13 protein-coding genes are annotated in these 20,130 nt (G+C 58.7%); 4 read left to right on the top strand and 9 right to left on the bottom strand.

From position 1 onward, the window contains the following. Positions 1 to 10: 10 nt before the first annotated feature. Complete coding sequence (locus ACYZTM_RS25250; RefSeq protein WP_131059864.1) at positions 11 to 373, bottom strand: DUF6124 family protein; 363 nt, start codon at positions 371 to 373, stop codon at positions 11 to 13. A gap of 629 nt (positions 374 to 1,002) precedes the next feature. Here ACYZTM_RS25250 and ACYZTM_RS25245 point away from each other — a divergent pair. After that, a complete protein-coding gene (locus ACYZTM_RS25245) occupies positions 1,003 to 2,271 on the top strand; it encodes an IS110 family RNA-guided transposase (RefSeq protein WP_461985236.1) in 1,269 nt (422 codons plus the stop codon). 246 nt (positions 2,272 to 2,517) lie between these two features. Here the strand turns inward: ACYZTM_RS25245 and ACYZTM_RS25240 are convergent, their stop codons facing one another. Genes ACYZTM_RS25240 through ACYZTM_RS25230 form a run of 3 tightly spaced genes read right to left on the bottom strand, consistent with a single transcriptional unit; the run spans position 2,518 to position 5,961 of the window. Further along, positions 2,518 to 3,354, bottom strand: a complete 837-nt coding sequence (locus tag ACYZTM_RS25240; protein WP_371928409.1) for a helix-turn-helix transcriptional regulator — start codon at positions 3,352 to 3,354, stop codon at positions 2,518 to 2,520. Between the two features lie 53 nt (positions 3,355 to 3,407). Next, positions 3,408 to 4,826 (bottom strand): aminotransferase, encoded by a 1,419-nt coding sequence (locus ACYZTM_RS25235; RefSeq protein ID WP_461985234.1) that lies wholly within the window; start codon positions 4,824 to 4,826, stop codon positions 3,408 to 3,410. Between the two features lie 31 nt (positions 4,827 to 4,857). Then, entirely contained in the window at positions 4,858 to 5,961 is a 1,104-nt protein-coding gene (locus tag ACYZTM_RS25230) for a polyamine ABC transporter substrate-binding protein (RefSeq protein WP_461985232.1), read from the bottom strand. Between the two features lie 229 nt (positions 5,962 to 6,190). On the opposite strand from ACYZTM_RS25230, the gene ACYZTM_RS25225 reads away from it, so the two are divergent. Next, complete coding sequence (locus ACYZTM_RS25225; RefSeq protein WP_131059860.1) at positions 6,191 to 6,973, top strand: enoyl-CoA hydratase; 783 nt, start codon at positions 6,191 to 6,193, stop codon at positions 6,971 to 6,973. After that, positions 6,970 to 8,151, top strand: coding sequence for an acetyl-CoA C-acyltransferase family protein (locus ACYZTM_RS25220; protein ID WP_131059859.1), 1,182 nt, complete (start codon positions 6,970 to 6,972; stop codon positions 8,149 to 8,151). Before ACYZTM_RS25225 ends, ACYZTM_RS25220 begins: the two co-directional genes overlap by 4 nt. Before the next feature lie 120 nt (positions 8,152 to 8,271). On the opposite strand, the gene ACYZTM_RS25215 is transcribed toward ACYZTM_RS25220, so the two are convergent. From ACYZTM_RS25215 to ACYZTM_RS25205, 3 genes are all read right to left on the bottom strand, one after another. Continuing rightward, positions 8,272 to 12,783: a hemagglutinin repeat-containing protein gene (locus ACYZTM_RS25215; RefSeq protein WP_461985230.1), complete on the bottom strand. Its 4,512-nt coding sequence runs from the start codon at positions 12,781 to 12,783 to the stop codon at positions 8,272 to 8,274. Positions 12,784 to 12,888: 105 nt separating this feature from the next. Beyond that, on the bottom strand, positions 12,889 to 14,616 hold the full coding sequence (locus ACYZTM_RS25210) for a ShlB/FhaC/HecB family hemolysin secretion/activation protein (protein WP_461985228.1): 1,728 nt from the start codon (positions 14,614 to 14,616) through the stop codon (positions 12,889 to 12,891). Positions 14,617 to 14,724: 108 nt separating this feature from the next. Then, a complete protein-coding gene (locus ACYZTM_RS25205) occupies positions 14,725 to 15,813 on the bottom strand; it encodes an MFS transporter (RefSeq protein WP_461985226.1) in 1,089 nt (362 codons plus the stop codon). A 33-nt stretch (positions 15,814 to 15,846) separates the two neighbouring features. Here ACYZTM_RS25205 and ACYZTM_RS25200 point away from each other — a divergent pair, with 33 nt between their 5' ends. Further along, positions 15,847 to 17,391, top strand: a complete 1,545-nt coding sequence (locus ACYZTM_RS25200; protein ID WP_461989207.1) for a DHA2 family efflux MFS transporter permease subunit — start codon at positions 15,847 to 15,849, stop codon at positions 17,389 to 17,391. Positions 17,392 to 17,448: 57 nt separating this feature from the next. On the opposite strand, the gene ACYZTM_RS25195 is transcribed toward ACYZTM_RS25200, so the two are convergent. Next, positions 17,449 to 18,600 (bottom strand): ABC transporter ATP-binding protein/permease, encoded by a 1,152-nt coding sequence (locus tag ACYZTM_RS25195; RefSeq protein WP_461985224.1) that lies wholly within the window; start codon positions 18,598 to 18,600, stop codon positions 17,449 to 17,451. A 116-nt stretch (positions 18,601 to 18,716) separates the two neighbouring features. Then, a complete protein-coding gene (locus ACYZTM_RS25190; RefSeq protein WP_461989206.1) occupies positions 18,717 to 20,129 on the bottom strand; it encodes a TolC family protein in 1,413 nt (470 codons plus the stop codon). Position 20,130 lies beyond the last annotated feature (1 nt).

Raw genomic sequence — 20,130 nt, 5'->3', positions numbered from 1 at the left:
TTTGCTGCGGCTACTTGGGTATTTCGACGTTATCCAGCATCCGATTCGCTGCCAGCTCTGCGAGCATGATGATCTGCTGAATGGCCATCGCCGTATGCCGATGCGGGCCTTGCAGATACCCCGCGAATTCACTCGCCATCACACTCGCCGAGGCTAACGACTCACAGGTGTGAGCCAACAGGTCTTCATCTTTGATATCGGGGGCGACCATGAACATGGTGCTCGGTTTGCGGGCGACCGGGATTTTGAGAGCGGCCGGGTTGAGGTAGTGATCGAGGGCGCGTTCGGCGGCTTCGTGGAGCTTTTTGGAATCGAGTGATTCGTAGGGGGATGCCGGATCAGTGTCTGGCGGGTTTGGAGTAACTTTGCACATATTGATTCGTTCCTTGTGGGCAGCCACGCCTCGCTACTAATACGAAGGGTGGCGGCTGTACGCAGGTTAGTAGACCGGGGAACGAAGACAAAGCCGGCGCGCCCGAGGGCGCCCTACGCACAGCCACCATCAGGTACAGGCATGGAAATACCTGTCTGACAGACGCCTGTGCATGCTTCGTACCTCGGGCTACTAAACCCGATCACTGGGAATCAGTGACGGGGATCAAGTTACCGAGGGGGGCCGAAGCGCACAAGCCGGCGGATTCTGGCGTAGTCGTAGGCAACGGCGCAAGGCGCTGTAGCTTTCAGGAAGTAACGCTAAACACTTTTAAACACGAGCGCTTTTTTGTGGGAGCGAGCCTGCTCGCGATATAGGTAGTCCGTTCCTTTCTCTTCCATACTGATATCGCTGGAAGTCAGTTGTCGGCGAGGAAGGAACATGCACCTGTGGGCTACGAATATGCTCGCGCAGCACTCGATGATTACGCCTTCACCTTCGAGTCCACAGGTGCGCTTGCGCCCTCTAACGAATTCTCAGGGAAAGCCCGACACGGCTCTCTATATCGCCTTCGCTGGACGCAGGCATGCATGTCCCTGCATGTACTTTAGCGCCTGTTGAGGTGTTCCATGCAAACGCTCCTGTCTCAGAGTTTCACTGCTTATATCGGAATTGATTGGGCAGACGCCAAGCACGACATCTGTTTGCAGATAGCTGGAGAGGCTCAGCGGAGTTTCGAGGTCATCGACCACAAGCCCGAGTCGATTGATCGCTGGGCCAAGTCGCTGCATCAACGTTACGGTGGCCCGATCGCGATCGCTGTGGAGTTGAACAAAGGCCCACTGATAGCGGCTCTGCAAAAATATGAGTTTTTTTGTATCTTTCCGATCAATCCGAGCACCTTGGCCCGGCACCGTAAAACCTTTGTCCCCAGTGGCGCCAAGGATGATCCAACGGATGCTCAATGGGCGCTTGAGCTGTTGCTGAATCACCCCGAACGGTTTCCTCAACTGGTCCAGCAAAGCTCCGCCATGCGTTCGCTCGCCAGCCTGACCGAACATCGGCGCGGGCTGGTCGATGACCGGGTCAAGCTCAGCAACCGTCTGGTCTGCATGCTCAAACAGTATTATCCGTTGGCTCTTGAGCTGTTTCATGACCATGACACGCTGGTTTTCTGTGATTTTTTGGCGCGCTGGTCGACCTTTGAAGTGCTTAAGCACGCTCGGCCGGCCAGCGTTTTGAAGTTCCTTCACGCGCACAATGTTCGCCATTCTGAGCTCAATCAGCAGCGTTTGGCGTTGATCGCCAAAGCCATGCCGTTGACTGAAGATCCAGGCGTGGTCAGTCCTTCAGCGCTGTATGTGGTGGCCCTGGTCTCGCAACTGAAAGGGGTTATCACGGCGATCAAAGACTTTGATCGGGAGATCGAAAAAACTGCCAACACCCTGGCCGACTACCGACTCTTCAAGGCCTTGCCCGGCGCGGGACAGCAGCTTGCCCCACGGTTGATGGTCGCCTTTGGTGAGCAGCGTGATCGCTTCAAGGATGCCAGTGCGGTGCAGCGATATGCCGGAATTGCCCCGGTCACCGAACGCAGTGGCAAGAAAAAAGTCGTCCACTGGCGCTATCAATGCGCAACTTTTTTGCGCCAGACCTTTGTTGAGTGGGCTGCCCACAGCATCAATCAATCGGTGTGGGCAGAGGCGTATTATCGCCAGCAAAGGGCCAAAGGCAGCTCTTACCAAGCGGCCCTCAGGGCCTTGGCGTTCAAGTGGATCCGGATCGTTTATCGGTGCTGGAAGACCAGTACCGTGTACGACGAAAAGGTTTATTTACAGGCCTTGCTCCGGCACGGCTCACCGTTGACCAGCGAGCTGGACACAGCAAAACCGCGTTGACGGAAAGGCTCAGGGCGTGAAGGCGTTGTGTCAGCCCACTTAAATACTGAATGACACTCCGCTTTCGCGAGCAGGCTCACTCCTACATTTTGATTTGCGTCGTGCACAAAATTTGTGTTCGCTGAGGATCCTGTGGGAGTGAGCCTGCTCGCGATAGCATCACCTCGGTTCCTGAGTGATACCGAGTTGCCTGCATCGCGAGCAGGCTCGCTCCCACAGGGTTTTTGGAGGGTTGGAAATTGCTGATTAGTGCTTGCGCAACCACTCGATAAACAGCGCAAACAACTCCGACTGTGAACCGATATTCAACTTCAGATAAAGATTCTTACGGTGCATGCGCACCGTCTCTGGCGAGATGCTCATCAGGCTGGCCGTGGACTTCACGGAGTGACCCCGGAGCACCATGTGCGCCACTTCCCGCTCGCGCTCGGTCAGCAAGTCGCAGCCGAACTGCTCGAAGGCGGACTGCACGCGTTGCTTGAGATCATCGCGCACGCCTTGATTGACAGCGCTGTGCTGTAAACCCCGGCGTCCAAACTCGCAGATGAATTCCCGCACCAGCGGCTCAACCGCCCGCAGCAGATTCAGCTGTTCCACCCGCAGACCTTCCCCGCCAAAGCCTTGAAACAGGCTCACCGACACCTGGGTGTCATTGCCGGTATCGACAATATAAAAACTGTCTTCCGAACTCCCGGCCTTCAAGTAGTAAGTCTTGTAGTACTCACTGTCGAAGAAGTTGTCCGGGGCAATGTCCTCCAGGTGATAGAACCCTTCGGCCAGCCCCTGCTCCACCGCCAGGCAAAACGGGTCGAGCAAGTAGCCGCCGGAAAAATAGCGGTCGATGATCGACTCCCGGTACTTTTCCGGTATGCCACGCTGATACAACAGCTGTGGCGGGCGGTCCTTGTGCTCCAGGCTGATCATCACCGACTCGATGGACACCAGATGCCCGAAGGCCGACGCCAGAAAGTGCAGCGCGTCGGGCTCATCGATGTGGGCGAATGCCTGGCGCATCTCGCCGTGCCACTTATGCAAGGCGCCGAAGGGCAAGGCGATCAAGGTGTCGTCGTTTGGTTTGCTCATGCCCCGCAGTCTAGCCGGTGAGCCGGCACCTGGTAACCGCGGACTCGACGAACTCATTGGCCGAAGTACTGGCCGTTTTGCTCAAGTTCGCCCGCCACTTCGAGAATGCACACCCGCAGGATCTCGACGATTTCATCCACCTGCGCACACGACAGGATCAGCGGCGGTGACATGACATTGAGGTGCATGATCGGCCGCACCAGCAACCCTCGGGCCTGCGCCCGGGAATGAATCATTTCGCCAATGTTGATCTCGTCGGCGAACAACGCCTTGGTACGTTTATCGGCGACGAATTCCACGCAGGCCATGAACTTCTGGCAGCGCACATCGCCCACTAACGGCAAGTCGCTGAGTGTCGCCAAACGCTGTTCCAGATAAGCGCCGACGACATCGACATGCTCCAGCAGGTTTTCCCGCTCGATGATTTCAATGTTCTTCAACGCCGCCGTGCAGCAGACCGGGTGGCCGCTGTAGGTGAAGCCGTGGGTAAAGCAGCGGCCCTTGCCGGGCTCGGCGATGACTTTCCAGATGCGGTCGGAAAAGATGCAGGCGCCCAATGGCAAGTAAGCCGATGTCAGTCCCTTGGCCGTGGTAATGATGTCCGGCTGAACGTCGAACACTTCATACGAAGCGAAGAATTTGCCCAAGCGCCCGAACGACGTCACCACTTCATCAGCGACAAACAGAATGTCGTAGCGCTGGCAGACTTCCCACATGCGTTTCAGATAACCCTTGGGCGGAATAATCACCCCGCCGGAGCCCATGATCGGCTCGGCAAAAAAGCCCGCCACTTTGTCCGCGCCAATGGACAGAATCTTGTCTTCGAACTCCTTGATCAGAAACTCGAGAAACTGCGCCTCGTCCATGCCATCCGGCGCCCGGTAAGGGTTGGGGTTGGAGACGTGGTGAATCTTGTCGTTGGCGTAATCGAACTCCGGCACACGGTCGGCGGCCTTGTTGCCGATCGACATCGTCAGCGTGGTGGAGCCGTGATACGCGTTGAAACGGGCGATGACGTGTTTCTTTTCCGGTTTGCCACGGCAGTTTTGATAGTACTGAATCAAGCGGTACGCGGTGTCCACGGCAGTGGAGCCGCCGGTCGTCAGGAACACATGATCGAGATCGCCGGGAGCCAGGCTGGCGAGTTTCTCGCACAACTGGATGGCGACGTTGTTGGACATGTCGGAAAACGGGTTCGAGTACGCCAGTTGACGGACCTGGTCGGCAATCGCCAGTGCCATTTCCTCTCGGCCCAAACCGATGTTCGTGCACCACATGCCGCCGACAGCATCCAGAAAACGATTGCCCTGGGTGTCGTAAATATAGGCGCCGTCACCGGCAACAATGTTCAGGGAGCCCTGTTCGGCGTGTTCGTCGAACATGTGATAGCCGTGCATGTAGTGCGCTTTGTCGGCTTTGACCAATTGGGCATTATCAACGTCGGACACTGTTTTCTTAGTTGGAGTTGCCATACAAAGAACCTCAAACCGAAAAATTAAACGATCAAATTCCGCTCTTCACCGTGCTCCAGACGCGGGTCATGGCGCGCATGTCTTTTGCATCCTGGGTTTTCTGCGGAAACAGCCGCTGGCGAGTTTCGTCATCGGGATAAATCGCCGGGTTGTTGCGCACATCGGCGTGCACCAACGGCGTGGCCGCCGCATTGCTGTTGGCGTAATGAATGTAGTCAGTCACGTCCGCCATCACTTGTGGCTGCATCAAGTAATCCAGGAACTTGTGTGCGTTGGCCACGTGCGGCGCATCGGCGGGGATGTACAAGTTGTCGAACCAGATCAGCGAACCTTCCTTGGGAATGAAATAGGCCAGTTTGATTTTCAACTTGGCCTCTTCGGCGCGGGCCATGGCGGTCGCGTAATCGCCCGACCAGGTCATGGCCATGCACACATCGCCATTGGGCAGGCTGGTCAGGTAGTTGACCGAGTCGAACTTGCGGATGTAGGGCCGGACCGACAAGAGCAAATCCTGAGCGGCTTTAAGATCTTCGGGCGCTGCGCTTCTGGGGTCTCGTCCCAGGTACTTCAGGGCCAGTGGAATGACTTCAGTGGGCGCATCGACCAGGGTCACGCCGCAATCGGCGAAGCGCGAGACGATTTTCGGATCGAAGATCATCGCCAACGAGCCAATCGGCGCATCCGGCATGCGTTCCAGGATTTTGTCGACGTTGTAAGTAATGCCGTTGCTGCCCCAGGTATAGGGTGCCGAGTACAGTGTGCCGGCATCAAACCCCTGCAAGTCGTGCAAGACTTTCGGGTCAAGGTTGGTCCAGCCTGGCAGCAACTTTTTATCGAGTGGCTGGAACACTTTGGCTTTGATCAGCGGGGGCGCGAGGGAGGCGTTCAACACCACCAGGTCATACCCGGAGTGGCCGGTGAGCAACTTGGCCTGAACCGTTTCATAGGCATCAAAGGTGTCGTAAATAACCTTGATGCCCGTGGCTTTCTGAAAGTCGGCAATGGTTTTTTCGCCGATGTAATCCGCCCAGTTATACAGCCGCAGCGTGTTGTTATCGTCCACTTCGGCGCCGTGGACGCCTACCGACAGCGGTAAAACTAACGCACCAAGCATCACCAAGAAGGCCTTGCGCATAGCAAATTCACCTTATCAAGCGAGTTCCGATCTGGATGAGCGGATGAATCCACTATTGAGCGATTCAGCCAACGGCACCATACCCCGAATGGGTGTGTGAGCCGGTTTGCGGCGCTCGCGACTGCCCGACATGGCAAAAAGCAGCAGTTTCGTTGACTTGTTTTGTCATAGATCCAGCGCCGGTCCCGCGCTTAGAGTGCCCCACATACAGATCACCCAGGGCACGCACATGAACGACCTGATCAAACAAGAACGAAATGAAGGCGTCCTGACGCTCACCTTTGACCGCCCCGACAAACTCAACGCGCTGAACAACAGCATGTACACGCAGCTGGCCGACCAGTTGCTGGCCGCTGATGAAGACGCTGAAACCGGCGTGATCATTCTCACGGGCGGAGCCTCGTGCTTTACCAGCGGTAACGACCTGGCGGATTTTCTCCAGCATCCGCCGACCGATCTGGACAGCCCGGCGTTTCGCCTGATGCGCGTGGTCATCCACCTGCAAAAACCGTTGATCGCGGCCGTATGCGGAGCGGCCATCGGAATTGGCACCACCCTGCTTCTGCATTGCGATCAGGTGCTGGTCACCCGCAATGCCCGGTTGCGCACGCCGTTCGTGAACCTGGGCCTGTGCCCGGAGTTTGGCGCCAGTCTGCTGCTGCCGCGCCTGCTCGGCCATGCCCGGGCAGCGCGCTTGCTGCTTTGGGGCGACAGCCTGGACGGTGCCGCTGCCGTCGCGTGCGGGTTGGCCAACGAACTATTCGACGACGGACCACAGTGCCTGGCGGCCGCCGAGCACATGGCGCGTCGACTGCTGGCGCTCCCCCAGGAAGCCCTGCGTCAATCCCGGCAATTGCTCAAACAGACGTCGATGCCGGAACTGCAAGCCACCCTTCGCCAAGAAAATTTGCTGTTCATCAAGCGCCTGAAAACCCCTGAAGCGCAGGCGGCGTTGAACGCACTCCTTAATCGCAGCACCGAAAAGAACCCCTCTACAGGAACGCCTTCATGAACACCCCAGACGTATTTGTTGTCAGCGCCGCACGCACCGCCATCGGCTCCTTTGGGGGCTCGCTCAAAGATGTCCCGCTGGCCGATCTGGCGACCACGGCCGTCAAGGCAGCCCTGGAGCGCTCCGGCGTGGACCCGGCGCAAATCGGCCATCTGGTGATGGGCAATGTGATCCCGACCGAAACCCGCGATGCGTACATTTCCCGGGTCGCCGCGATGAACGCCGGCATCCCGAAAGAAACACCCGCCTACAACGTCAACCGCCTCTGCGGTTCCGGCCTGCAAGCCATTATCAGCGCGGCCCAGACCTTGATGCTCGGCGACGCCGAGATCGCGATCGGCGCTGGTGCCGAATCCATGAGCCGCGGCCCGTACCTGATGCCGTCCGCCCGTTGGGGCGCGCGCATGGGCAACGTCCAGGCCATCGACTACATGCTGGGCATCCTGCATGACCCGTTCCACGGTATCCACATGGGCATCACCGCCGAGAACGTCGCCCTGCGCAACGGCATCACCCGCGACATGCAGGACGCCCTCGCCCTGGAAGATCAAAAACGCGCGGCGTTCGCGATCGCCAATGGCTACTTCAGTGAGCAGATTGCTGCGGTCGAAATCCGCGATCGCAAGGAAACAACGCTGTTCAGCATCGACGAACATCCTCGTTCCACCTCGATTGAACAACTCGCGCAGATGAAGCCGGCGTTCAAGAAGGACGGTTCGGTCACTGCCGGAAATGCCTCGGGCCTGAACGACGGTGCCGCGGCACTGGTCATGGCCACCGGCAAGGCAGTTCAGGCCAACAACCTGCGCCCTCTCGCCCGCCTGGTCAGCTACGCCCACGCCGGTGTAGAACCAGAACTGATGGGCCTGGGCCCGATTCCCGCCACCCGCCTGGCACTCAAACGCGCAGGCCTGACGACCGCTGATATGGACGTGATCGAAGCCAACATCGCCTTCGCCGCCCAGGCCTGCGCGGTCAGCCAGGAACTGGATCTCGACCCGGCCAAGGTCAACCCGAACGGCTCGGGCATTTCCCTCGGTCACCCAGTGGGCGCGACAGGGGCAATGATTGCCACCAAAGCTATCCACGAATTGCACCGCGTCAACGGCCGATATGCGCTGGTGACCATGTGCATTGGTGGTGGGCAGGGGATTGCGGCGATTTTTGAGCGGGTTTGAGGTTAGAGCGACAGTAATCAAATGTGGGAGCTTGCTCGCGATTTCAGTATGTCAGTCAAGAATTTTCTCGACTGTACGGCCGCTATCGCGAGCAAGCTCACTCCCACAGGGTCTTGCGGTTTAGATGTTTTTTTCGTCGATCCCGGCCTGCAGCGATTGGCTGTCGTAATGACCGCCAAGGGTTACAGGACCGAGTTTGACGCTGTGCTCATCCGGGGTTGAAACAACCGGTTTGCCGCCTTCACCTTTTGCCTTTTCAGGCAAATCCAGACCGGCGTTGACCCCGTAATCACGGTTGCTCACGCTCGCAGTGCTGACCTCGGAACCACCCAGGTCAACACGGCCTTCAGTGGCCGCAATCCGCGCGCCGGTCAGTTGTGTTGCGCCGCCAACCTTCAGGTTCACACCCTGGGTGCCACTGATGCCGGAAGCCTGGCCGACGCTGTCTTTGTGCGCGTAATCGCCTTCCAGTTTCAGCGTCGGTTTGTAGTCGGTTCCGCCCAGCTTGCTGTTCTCGGCCCCGTTGTCCTTATCGGCCGGTGCAGCCTTCTTGCCCGTCAGGCCGAGGTCCACATCAAGCTTGGCGCTGGTCTGGCTGTACTGGCGACTTTCCACGTTCAAGTCACCGCCCACCTTGCCGCTGACGGTCGCCGCATCAATCCGCGCCCCCGCCAGATACGTATCCCCCGCGCTGTTCAACACCACGCTGTCAGCCTTGATCTGGCTGTTCTGCTGGCTCGTGCCGCGCACAACATCAACTCCGACCTTGGCCCCGGCATTGAAGCCGTGATCACTGGCGACGACGTTCTTTTCATCCGTGACAACCGGTGTGCTGTTGCTCAGGTTACCGCCGGCATTCAGTGCCACATTCCAGTTAGTCCGGGTCTGAGTGGACTGGGCCGATTCCTGATAGATGCCGCCGCGATGCGCATCGAGGCTGACGCTCGGGGCGTTGACTTGGGTGCCTTGCAGGTGGATCGCATCGCCGCTGAGGGCGATTTTGTCCTGGCTATTGAGCTGGCCACCGGTGAAGGTCCGGGTCGTTTCATTGACCCGACCGATGTTGAAATTGCCGCTCAGATTTCCGCCCTGATCAGCGCTTTTCTCTGTGCTGGTTTTGCTGCCGCCCACCTTGAGGCCACCCCCTAGGTTGCTGCCGGTGGTGTTGTGGGTGTCGGTCGCCGCTTGCAGATCGAGTTTGCCGCCAGCCTTGAGATCGATGCCGCCCAGCGTGTCGACCTTCGTTCCTTGCAGGGTCTGATCGCCACCGCTGCTCAGCAGCACTGGACCTTTGCCCTGAATACTCGACACTTGAGCCTGACTGTCCCGGGTCTGTTTGCCGGTGTGATCGAGCTGGAAACCGGCGCCCAGATCCACATTGGTGCCGTTGGTGCCCGGCGCAGTGCCGACGTTCAACGAGCCGTTCCCGCGCAGGCTGGAGGTGTCGCTGCTCTGGCGATCATTGGCCTGGTTCAGCGCCAGTTCACCACCGGTCTTGATCGCAACACCGCCCTGCCCGCCGTCAAAATGGCTGCCTTCGAACTGACCATCGCCACGCAGGTTGATGTTCACTCCTTCACTGCCGGCATAGCTGCCGACCACGGCGCTGGAGCTGTCCTTGTGCGTCCGACTGCTTCCGCCCGCACCACTGCCGGCGACGTTCACGTCCTCACCGGTTTTGGTGTAGACCCGCACATCTGCCTTGGCGTCCAGTGCCTGATCGGTGCTGCTGCGGGTATTGCTCGCAGCGCTCGCCACCAACGTATCGGCGGTGATGTTTACCTTGCCCGCGCTCGCCTGGTACTGAGTGCCCTGGTCCTGCAACGTCCCGGCGACTTTCACGTCCACGGTGCCGCCCTTGAACTGGCTGACCACGGCGTTGCCGGTTTGCTCGGTGTGGCGGGTGTTCTGATGACCGATAGCGAGGTCGATGCCGACATTCGGCTGGCCGAGATTGGCCAGTGCATCCTTGTCCGGCACTTTACCGGCCAGCACGTCCTTGACCGCACCGGCGATCGGCCGGGCGATGTCCTTGTACTCGACGTTGGCGCCGATGTCCGCCGACCAGCTGCTGTCTTTATGGGTGCTGCTGTCAGTGTTATTTGTGGCGCGATTGTCGACATCGACCGCCGCGACATTCAGACCTTTGCCGGCATCAAGACGCGCGCCTTCGGTGGTGAGTTTGCCGGTGTTGATGTTCAGGATACCGCTGCTCTGCACGCCCGTGGTTTGCGCAGTGGTTTTGCCGGTGGTGTCTTGCGAGGTGGTGTGCGCGAAGTCGACGCCGCTGCCGGCACGGTCGAGGCCGCCGGTGTAGTAGAAGCCGCCGCTGGTGCTGGTTTTGTCCGTTGTGGTGCTGTGGCTGTCCTGCTCGGCCAGCAGCGAGACGTTTTTGCCGGTCAGCGTCGTATCGCCGTGGGTCGCATTGACCTCGGCGCCTTTAAGCGTCAGGTCGCCTCCCGCCGTCAGTTGCACAGTGCCGGCGCTGAGGCTTGAGCCCTGCTGTTTGACGTCGTTGCTGGTCATGTTTTGTTGCTTGTCTTCGTAGTGCACACCGGCACGATACTGGCCGGCGTCTGGGGCGTTTTCCTTGGCGTAGGCATCGAAGCCGCGCGTCTCGGTGGTCGTGCTGCTGTCGCGGGTGTTTTGTGCGGAATGCACCTGCACATCCCCCGCCGCTTCCGCGTTCAGAGTGCCGCCGGCCTTGACCGTGGAACCGGCCACTTCGATGTCCTTGGCGCTCTTGAGCGTGAGGTTGCTGTCCGACGTCAGCTCACTGCGCACCGTGCTGCTGCCCTTGGCGTTCTGCCGGGTTTCGTCCTTGGTGATGCCGAAGAACTTGCTGTCCTTGTCGTGGTTGTTGGCGTGGGAAGTGTCTTGCACGCCATCGATCACCAGCGAACCCTTGTCGCTGATGACGCTGGATTCAGAACCGCCGCGCACCTGGCTGCCGCTGATGCGTACGTCATCGGCCTTGACGATCAGCTTGCCGGACGCGTTGATTTTACTGCCCTGATTCTGGGTCTTGCCCTGATCGGCGTCGCCGGTCTTGCCGAAGAAACCGCCGCCCACCAGATCGCCCGAGTAACGGTTGTCGCTGTTGCGCTGAGTGCGGCTGGCGCTGGTGATTTCCACCTGCTTGCCCGCGAGGTGGATGTCGCCGGCGCTGTTCAGCTCAGCACCTTCGGAACGCAGCAACGAGGCGGTCTGCAGGGCGATGTTGCCGCCCTTCAGTTGGCTGGTGATGCTGCGCTGCTCTTCGCTGCGGGTGTCCCAATCGGCTTTCCACAGGTGTTTGCGGTGGTTGCCCTGATCGGTCTGGGTGTGGCTTTCGGTGGCGGCGTTCAGGTGTAAATCGCCGCTGCTTTGCACGCTGAGATGCTTCGCCGCTTCGATCTTGGCCGCCTTCAGCTCGGTGTCACCCGCGGACGACAGTTGCGCGTCCCGGCTGGCGAGAATCTGGCTGCCGTGTTGGCGTAAATCGCTGTCGGTCTGCGTGCGGTCGTAGGTTTCCCAGGTGATGCCGATGGTGCTGTTGTTCCAGTTTTCGCGTTTCTCCTGGAGATGGCGGCTTTCGACGGTGGTCAGGGTCAGGTTGCGTCCGGCGGCGAGTTTGACGTCGCGACCGCTGACGTCGGCGGCGGCCAGGGTCAGGTCCTTGCCGCTGTGCAAACCAACGTCGCCCTGACTACTGCGCACACCGGCCCGGACCACATCGAGGCTGTTCGGAACCGCTTGGCCGCTGATGCTCAAATCCCCTGCCGAGCGAATCTGCACGCCCTCGCGGCCCGCGACCTGTACCGGCCCGACCCGCACGCCCGCGCCTTCAGCGGTGCTGAGAATATTGATGCGCCCGGCCTGCATGGCGCCAAACAGACTGGCGTCGATGCGTTGATCGCTGGAGCTGCCGGCCGGGTCCACGGTTTTCACCTGGCCCGAGGCGTAATCCACCTGATGGCGGCCGACGGTGAGGCTCAGCTGATCCCGAGCGTTGAGGCTGCCCTGGCTGTCGATGCGCGGGGCGATCAGGTTGATCGAGCCCTCACGGTTTTGCAGGCCCGCGCCCTGAATCTGCAACGTGCCGGAGGCATCACGGGTGCTCAGGGCTTGCAGCTTGCCGTCGTTCAATTCGGGGCGGCCGACCACCAGATTGGCGTTCGGCGTGTTGATGAAACTGCCGCCGTTCACCGAGATACCGTTGGGGTTGGCCAACACGTAATCGGCGGCGCGGCCGAAGATTTCCTGGGCACCGTTGATGGCCGAAGCGTTGCGGCTGACCACTTCGTTGAGGATCACGCTCGCGGCCTGGCCCTGGAGCTGCGGGTTGGCAGCCAGTTGCCCGGCGAGCTGGGACTGCCCGGCCTGCAAGGCGTTGTTCAACACCAGGCCTTGGCGATCCACGTTGTAATCGAGGAACTGGTTATGCGACAGGCCCGCGCCATTGGGCGCAACGATATTGACGATAGGCACGCCGCCCTGGGTTTGCAGTTGCGCGGTGCCGCCGGGGCCCGGCGCGACCACCACGCCACCCGCGAGAGCGTTTGGCAGATGGGCAATCAGGAACAGGCTGGCAATCGCCCAGCGCAGTTTTCCCCGAGGGGAAAGATGAAACGCAAATGTTTGTTCAGGCATAGGAACCTCTCAATAAAAGTGCGGCATCACGTTGCGCGTTGGGATGATTGCCGAGGCTGTCGCGCACAGGTCCGACGGCTAAATTTGTGTTGGGTGAGGCGCTGGTCATATCTGCAACCCCACGCGCATTAGCCAGGTCTCTGGCTCATGCCTTAAACCGCTGGGGGTGTTGAGGCTGCGTTGATAATCGACGTCTACTTGCAGGTTTTTCCAGCTCAGGTTGACCCCGGCGCTGGCACCGCTCAGGCGTTGCCCCTGGGTGCCGTGGTCGGCCTTGATCCAGCCGTTGTCCAGGCCCACGCGCGGGGTGACCAGCACCGGCAAATCGCTGCGCAACGGCAGACGCAAGGTGTTGCGCCAGATCGCACCGCTGGCCCCGGACGCACTGTTGACCCGGTAACCGCGCACCGCGGAATCGTCGGTGCCGAGCAGTTGTTCGATGGCGGGCAGCGGATCGGGGCTGTACTGCACGCTCAACTGACTTTGCCACTGCCATGTCTGCTCGCCGAACTGGCCGTTGCGCCACTGGCTGAGGCCGGCGCGGTACTTGCGAAACTGCGCCTTGGGCAGGTTGTTGACCTGGCGCGGTGCATCGTCATCAGCACCGAGCCAGCGCAGGCCCTGGGCGTAATTGACGTCCAGATTCCACACGGCGCTGTTGAGCCAGAACAGATTCAAACCGGCTTCGGCCACGGTCAGGGTCGGGCTCTGGATACCGAGACGAACGTTCTCCAGATAACTGTCGACGTCTTTGTGGGCCAGTTGCAGGTTGGCGCTGAGCTGACGACTTTGATCGCGCCACAACACCCGGTCGGCGCGCACGCTGAGCTGGTCGGTGATGCCGGTGCTGTGGAATTCCAGGGTGCTGAGTTTGAACGGCGCGCGGTATTCGGCATGGCTGGCGAATACGCTGTAGGTCCAGTAACCGTAAGGAATGGCGTAGTAAACGCTGGCGTTGCGGCTGTAACGATCGCCGTGATTGAGGGTGTCGCTGACGCTCAGGTTGAGTGCGTCGTTGAGTTCCAGTGGGCTGTCGAGGCTCAGGCTCAAGGTGTCGCGATCACGCCCGGTGCTGGCGCTGCCGAGGTTGTCGATGCCCATTCCCAACGCCCAGCGTGACTGACCGCTGGTGCGCGAGCGCAGGATGATTCGTGAGGCGCCGGGCTGGGTGCCGGGGGCGATGTCGGCGGTCAGGTCAAGCGAACGCAGGCGATTCAACTGATCCAGGCCTTGCTCAAGATCACGCAGGTACAGCGGCTTGCCGAGCATTCCGGGGAACGCCCCGCCGAGGGACACCGGCAGGCTCTGGTCGGCCAGTTCGATGGACTCGACGTAACCTTCATCGACCACAATATCCAGCGATTGCCCGGCTGCCGGCGCGCTGCGCAAATACGGCCGACTGGCGATGTAGCCCGCTTCCACATACAGGCCGGTGATGGTCGCCAGCAGATGGTTGATCTGGCCGACGCCCATGCAGGACGACAGTTGCGGCTTGATCCGTTCGTTGAGCGTTTGGCTGCTGATCAGGGTGACGCCGCCCACGCGCGTGCCGCTTAGGGGCCAGCAGCGTTCATCGGCGGGCACACTGGAGGAAACGGCCGGCGCCACCGGCGCCGGACCAAAGCTGCCGCGTTCCAGTTGCCGACGGCGCTGGTCCAGTTGCAGTTGTTGCAGATCGCGCTGTTGCTGTTGTTGCTGGCGCAGCACTTCCTGACCTGGGGCGGAAGGCTCTGCCGCCTGGAGTGCAGAAGCACTCAGGCTCAACAACGAAGCCAACAACAGCGTGCAAGGCGAGGATCTACGACGAGGTACAACGCGAAACGAATCCGGCACTCAACATCCTTGTCATCATCAAATGGCTTAATGCCATCCCATCAATGCGAGTGATAGTCAGATCGTTCCTACACAAATGCAAGACGCGTCCTACAGCGCTTACATTTTTTAAACAATTGGTTTGCTTGCTGTTATCACCAACAACAAGGCGAACGCGCCACACAACACCAACGTTATGCCCAGCGCCTGGCCCCAGGCTGCAAGCATCAGCCCACCGCCGATCAACAGGTAATACAGCAAACCAAACAGCGCACCGGCCGTGCCCAGTCGATCGCCATAGTTGGCCAAAGCGGAGCCGAGGATGTTCGGGATCGCCATGCCGAATGCCAGCACCACCAGCAGCATCGCCAGCACAAACAGACCACTGTCCTGCATCAGCCAGACGCCCGCTCCACCCGACAATGCCAACGCTGCCGCGAGCCGAATCAGCTGCGGGCCCTTGAACCCGCGAGCCAGCAATCGTTTGTTGAGCCAGGCGCCGAGGCCGGAACCCAGGGCGAGAATCACGCCGCTGTAACCGAACCATTGCGCACTCAAGCCCAGTCGTTGAAACATGAACGGGCCGAGGCTGTAGTAGCTGAACAAGGCAATGTTGAACAGCGCCACCAACAGCGTCGAGCGCCAGATATCGCGGTCTTGCAGCATTCGCCACAGCGTCTCGAACAGCGCGGGTGTCTTTACGTTTTGCGGTCGGGTTTCCGGCAGGGTGCGCAGGCACCACAGCCATAACGCCGAGGACAACAGCAGCAGGCATCCCAGCACGCCTCGATAGCCGAACGCTTGCACCAGGCTCGCTCCGGTGAACAGGCCTATCGCGGGGCTGGCCGCCAGCGCGATGCCCATCACTGAAAACACCTGCGCCAGCTCTGCGCCTTTGAAGCGGTCGCGCAGCAGGGTTTGCGTGACGACCGAGCCCACCGCCGCACCGAATGCGGCCAGCGCCTGGGCCATCAGCAGCGCCTCGAACGTGCCGGCGTTCAGCGCCAGCACCGAGGCACCGGCATACAACGCCAAGCCGGCGAGCATCGAGGGGCGACGGCCGATGCGATCGCACATCCGACCCCACACCACCACGCCGAAGGCGAACGCCAGGAAATACACCGACAGGGTTTGCGCGGCTTGTTGCGGGGCGACGGCAAAGGCCTGGCCGATCACCGCGTGTTGCAGTTGTTCGGTGGCGTCGAGGTTGGCGAGCAACGCTTCTTCTGCAGCTACCGCAATGCTGCCAGCATGGCGACGGCGACCAAAGTCTTCGCCTTCGCCACCATGTGCATCGGCATGTTCATAGCGCTGCTGGACATCCAGATCGTCTCCGCCTCGTTGCGAGACATCGGCGGCGGGCTCTCCGCTGGCACCGACGAAACGGCATGGGTGCAAACCAGCTACCTGATCGCCGAGATCATCGTGATTCCGTTGTCTGGCTGGCTGTCGCGGGTGTTCTCGACGCGGTGGCTGTTTTGCGCTTCAGCGGTGGGTTTCACCCTGGCCAGCCTGCTCTGCTGCGCGGCCTGGAACATCCAGAGCATGATCGCCTTCCGTACCCTGCAAGGCTTTCTCGGTGGTTCGATGATCCCGCTGGTGTTCACCACCGCGTTCTTTTTCTTCACCGGCAAACAACGGGTGATCGCGGCCGCGACCATCGGCGCGGTGGCTTCGCTGGCTCCGACCCTGGGGCCGGTGATCGGTGGCTGGATCACCGACATTTCGTCCTGGCACTGGCTGTTCTACATCAACCTGGTGCCGGGTATCTTCGTCGCGGTAGCGGTGCCGATGCTGGTGAAAACCGACCAGCCGGAACTGTCGCTGATCAAGGGCGCCGACTATTTGAGCATGGTTTTCATGGCGCTGTTTCTCGGCTGCCTGGAATACACCCTCGAAGAAGGCCCGCGCTGGAACTGGTTCAGTGACAACACGATTCTGACCACCGCGTGGATCAGCGGGCTGGCAGGCCTGGCCTTCATCGGCCGAACCTTACACGTAGCCAACCCGATCGTCGATTTGCGCGCCTTGAAAGACCGCAACTTCGCCCTCGGCTGTTTCTTTTCATTCGTCACCGGGATCGGCCTGTTCGCGACCATTTACCTGACGCCGTTGTTTCTTGGCCGGGTGCGTGGCTACGGTGCGCTGGACATTGGTCTGGCGGTTTTCTCCACCGGGGTGTTCCAGATCATGGCGATTCCGCTGTACGCCTTTCTGGCCAATCGCATTAACCTGCGCTGGATCATGATGACCGGCCTTGGGCTGTTCGCGCTGTCGATGTGGGATTTCAGCCCGATCACCCATGACTGGGGGGCTAAAGAATTGATGCTGCCGCAAGCACTGCGCGGAATTGCCCAGCAACTGGCGGTGCCGCCAGCGGTGACATTGACCCTCGGCGGACTTGCGCCGGCTCGGCTCAAACATGCTTCGGGACTATTCAACCTGATGCGAAACCTTGGGGGCGCCATCGGCATCGCCGCGTGTGCGACCATTCTCAACGACCGTACCAACCTGCACTTCACCCGGTTGGCGGAGCACCTGAACAGCACCAACGAATCACTGAATCAATGGCTGTCCCAGGTGGGCAACAACTTCGCCGCCCTCGGCCAGGGCGGCGACGCCGGGGTCACCGCCAGCCTGCATCAACTCTGGCTGCTGACCTATCGCGAAGCCCAGACCCAGACCTACGGCGACGCGTTTCTGATGATCATGGTCTGCTTCATCATTGCCACGGCGATGGTGCCCTTGATGCGCAAGGTGCAACCACCGGCCGCGCCGTCAGCAGACGCGCATTGAGAAAGCCTTGGGGCGTATACGTTCGATTCATATCACTGGAGGCTGCACAGCCTCCAATCAACTATTAACTTCGACGCGCTCTCTTCTCTCGGCACTTTTCGACAATTCGAACGTAGGCAGTTGCTTAAGGGATAGATGAAATGATGTCAGCCTATCCGTTGTCGCTTTCCAGTCTGCAAGCCTTGGGTAGACATTGACAAACCAACTCAAATTTTCGTAGAGATTTCCAAAAGCGGAATTGATTTGCATCAGGTCACCAAAGGAGATACTTCCAGAAAAAAAGCGTGGCGCCGCCAGTAAACTACTAAAAACCAGTGAAAGCTGGCTATAACACTCAGTAAACAAAGAGAGGCGAACCTTGACACTAATTATCTCTCGCATGTTCGCCAGGCTCACATCAAGTTTACCGCTGATGCGATCTTTTTCCAGGCCACCCCCAGGGCACAGTGGCACGACGCTCGACCGATCACGAAACCGGACCAGAAAATAACGGAAGTCGGCTTCTGAACATTGTTGCTTGTTACTCAGAGAAGCCAATTTCGCACCTATTTTTTGAATCGCGTAGGTGCCTCCCAGCGCGTAGAAAACAGCGGCCCAAAACATATAAAACGGAATGACCACTCCAAAAATCGTCAAATCCCCGGATATATTAATCAAGACAACACCAAATGAAACGATGCTCGTCACCGCGTAGATCAGGCCGCTGCCAAGATCAAGCGTTTCATAGGTGAATTTATTAATATCTTCGGCAATACGCTGATCCGGATTATCCACGCCGCCCTCAAGCTTCCCACAACGGGCATAGTTCACCATCCACGCGCTCAGATAGTAATCGGTTAACCACTTCCGCCAGCGCACCGCCATAATATCAATGAGATAGGTCACGAGCACAGAGCGCAGAACGGAAAACATCATCACGCCAAAAAAAATCAATATTAGTGAGTAAAACCTCTTCATATCCAGTTCCTGGATTGAATTGTAAAAGTGGTTATACCATTCATTGATTATCAGTGCCGTTACCACGCCCAACAACGATATGACCACCAGGGCAATAACAGAAATCAATGCAAACATCCGTTCTTCACTTTTCCAGTACAAAAACAAGACTGAAAAAATCTCTTTCACCGAGTTACCGCTTTTTTGGGGCGGCATCCCTCCTGAACACTTACAATCCATCGCCAGCCTCAATACCCAAATGGTTAATTTCATTCCACGACAGCACAGCTATAAGAGTGCACGCGGTTACTTAAAGCCTGTCTGCCACAGTCAAACCTCAGTTCAAACTGCATGCACTTCAGGTTTCACTCCAGTTAGGTTTAACGCCGTTATTTAACAGCCCAAAATCCCAAACGGCCAAGACTTGCGGCCAATTTCAATCGTGATAACTGCCAGGCGTTCAAAGACTGAGTATGCTGATCCTCTGCGGCTGCATAAGCCGTCAGCGCATTAAGCAGTTCCAACATACTGCCCACGCCCGCTCGATAACGCCCCTGCACCACTTCCAGTGACTGACGAGACTGCCTGACCAACTCGCCAATTTGCTCCAGACTTTTAGTTTCGACATTCAAGGATTGATAGCTGCCCCAAACTTCAAGGGAAATGTGCTCTTCAGTACTAGCGAGCTCTGCTTGCTCGGCTTCTGCGCGAGCCCGCGCATTACGTACCTGATAGTTTCGCTCGAAGCCTTCAAACAGAGGAATTTTCAGTTCAAGTCCAATGCTACGGCCATGCTCACGGGTATCACCATAGAGTCCCTCTGACTGATCAATACGAGCACGCGAAAGGTTTGCAGTTAAAGCAATCGTCGGCCTGCCCGCCGCACGGCGCTCATCAACAAGCGCCTCTGCGGCAATGACGCGTGATTGAGCGGCGAGTAACGCCGGATGTTCTCTACGAGCAAGCTGCAGCAATTCGTCCACTGACTTTACGAAGTGAACGTCGGGCAACTGAGTAAGATCCCCATTCAATCGTAACGACGTTTCCGGTGCTAACCCCATATACAACGCGATCAGCCCCATGGTCTTTCGAAGGTGACCGGCATCTCTTAATTGACGCAGTCGCGCTTGAGAAGCAGCAGTCTGAGCCTGGAGCCGATCGGAGAGCGCGGCCGCACCGGATTTATATTTGGCATCGGCCGCCTTCAGATTTTCTGCCGCCAAGTCTGCGACCGACGTAGAGATATTTAAACTTTGTTGTGCAGCCAGCGCCTCATAATAGACCTGGGCAGCAAGTACAAACGTCCTCTGGAGCGTTGCATTCTGATCAGCATTAGCCGCCTGCAAGAGTTCCTGAGCGTTACGCAACGCAGCACCTCGACGACCAAAGTCGAACAGAACCCAATTCAATCCAAGTCGGTTGGTGCTGTTAAGCGTATCGCCGTCACTGGAGAGATCAGGAAAATCGTCATACCTTGTTTTATTGTTGCCTCGATAGCGGCTGACACTTCCGTCCAATCTAGGCAAGAACGCCGACTTGCTTATGCCTACTCTGGCGGCTTGTGCTTTGGCTTCTGCCCAGGCAAGACGCGTTTGCGGGTCATGGCATAGAATCCGTTCAATTGTTTCTTCCAGCGAAAGCTCCTCCGGCAGTGGAGCAAACAGGCATGGAACACTTACCCCATCAAGATCCTGAACACGCTGGCTAGAGATACTCTGAGTTGTGGCAAAGATATCGTGTTCAAAAGCGTACGAGTACGACGAGCCGAACAACAACGTTGCACTTAATACAACACGAGACATC

The organism is Pseudomonas sp. MDT2-39-1 (assembly GCF_054898085.1).
The sequence above is the reverse complement of the archived record's forward strand: the minus strand, read 5'-3'. Positions and strand labels throughout refer to the sequence as shown.

Excerpts from the sequence above, each read along its gene's own strand:
- ACYZTM_RS25250 (WP_131059864.1), bottom strand. The coding sequence starts at position 373 with ATGTGCAAAGTTACTCCAAACCCGCCAGACACTGATCCGGCATCCCCC.
- ACYZTM_RS25245 (WP_461985236.1), top strand. The coding sequence starts at position 1,003 with ATGCAAACGCTCCTGTCTCAGAGTTTCACTGCTTATATCGGAATTGAT.
- ACYZTM_RS25240 (WP_371928409.1), bottom strand. The coding sequence starts at position 3,354 with ATGAGCAAACCAAACGACGACACCTTGATCGCCTTGCCCTTCGGCGCC.
- ACYZTM_RS25235 (WP_461985234.1), bottom strand. The coding sequence starts at position 4,826 with ATGGCAACTCCAACTAAGAAAACAGTGTCCGACGTTGATAATGCCCAA.
- ACYZTM_RS25230 (WP_461985232.1), bottom strand. The coding sequence starts at position 5,961 with ATGCGCAAGGCCTTCTTGGTGATGCTTGGTGCGTTAGTTTTACCGCTG.
- ACYZTM_RS25225 (WP_131059860.1), top strand. The coding sequence starts at position 6,191 with ATGAACGACCTGATCAAACAAGAACGAAATGAAGGCGTCCTGACGCTC.
- ACYZTM_RS25220 (WP_131059859.1), top strand. The coding sequence starts at position 6,970 with ATGAACACCCCAGACGTATTTGTTGTCAGCGCCGCACGCACCGCCATC.
- ACYZTM_RS25215 (WP_461985230.1), bottom strand. The coding sequence starts at position 12,783 with ATGCCTGAACAAACATTTGCGTTTCATCTTTCCCCTCGGGGAAAACTG.
- ACYZTM_RS25200 (WP_461989207.1), top strand. The coding sequence starts at position 15,847 with ATGGCGACGGCGACCAAAGTCTTCGCCTTCGCCACCATGTGCATCGGC.
- ACYZTM_RS25195 (WP_461985224.1), bottom strand. The coding sequence starts at position 18,600 with ATGAAATTAACCATTTGGGTATTGAGGCTGGCGATGGATTGTAAGTGT.
- ACYZTM_RS25190 (WP_461989206.1), bottom strand. The coding sequence starts at position 20,129 with ATGTCTCGTGTTGTATTAAGTGCAACGTTGTTGTTCGGCTCGTCGTAC.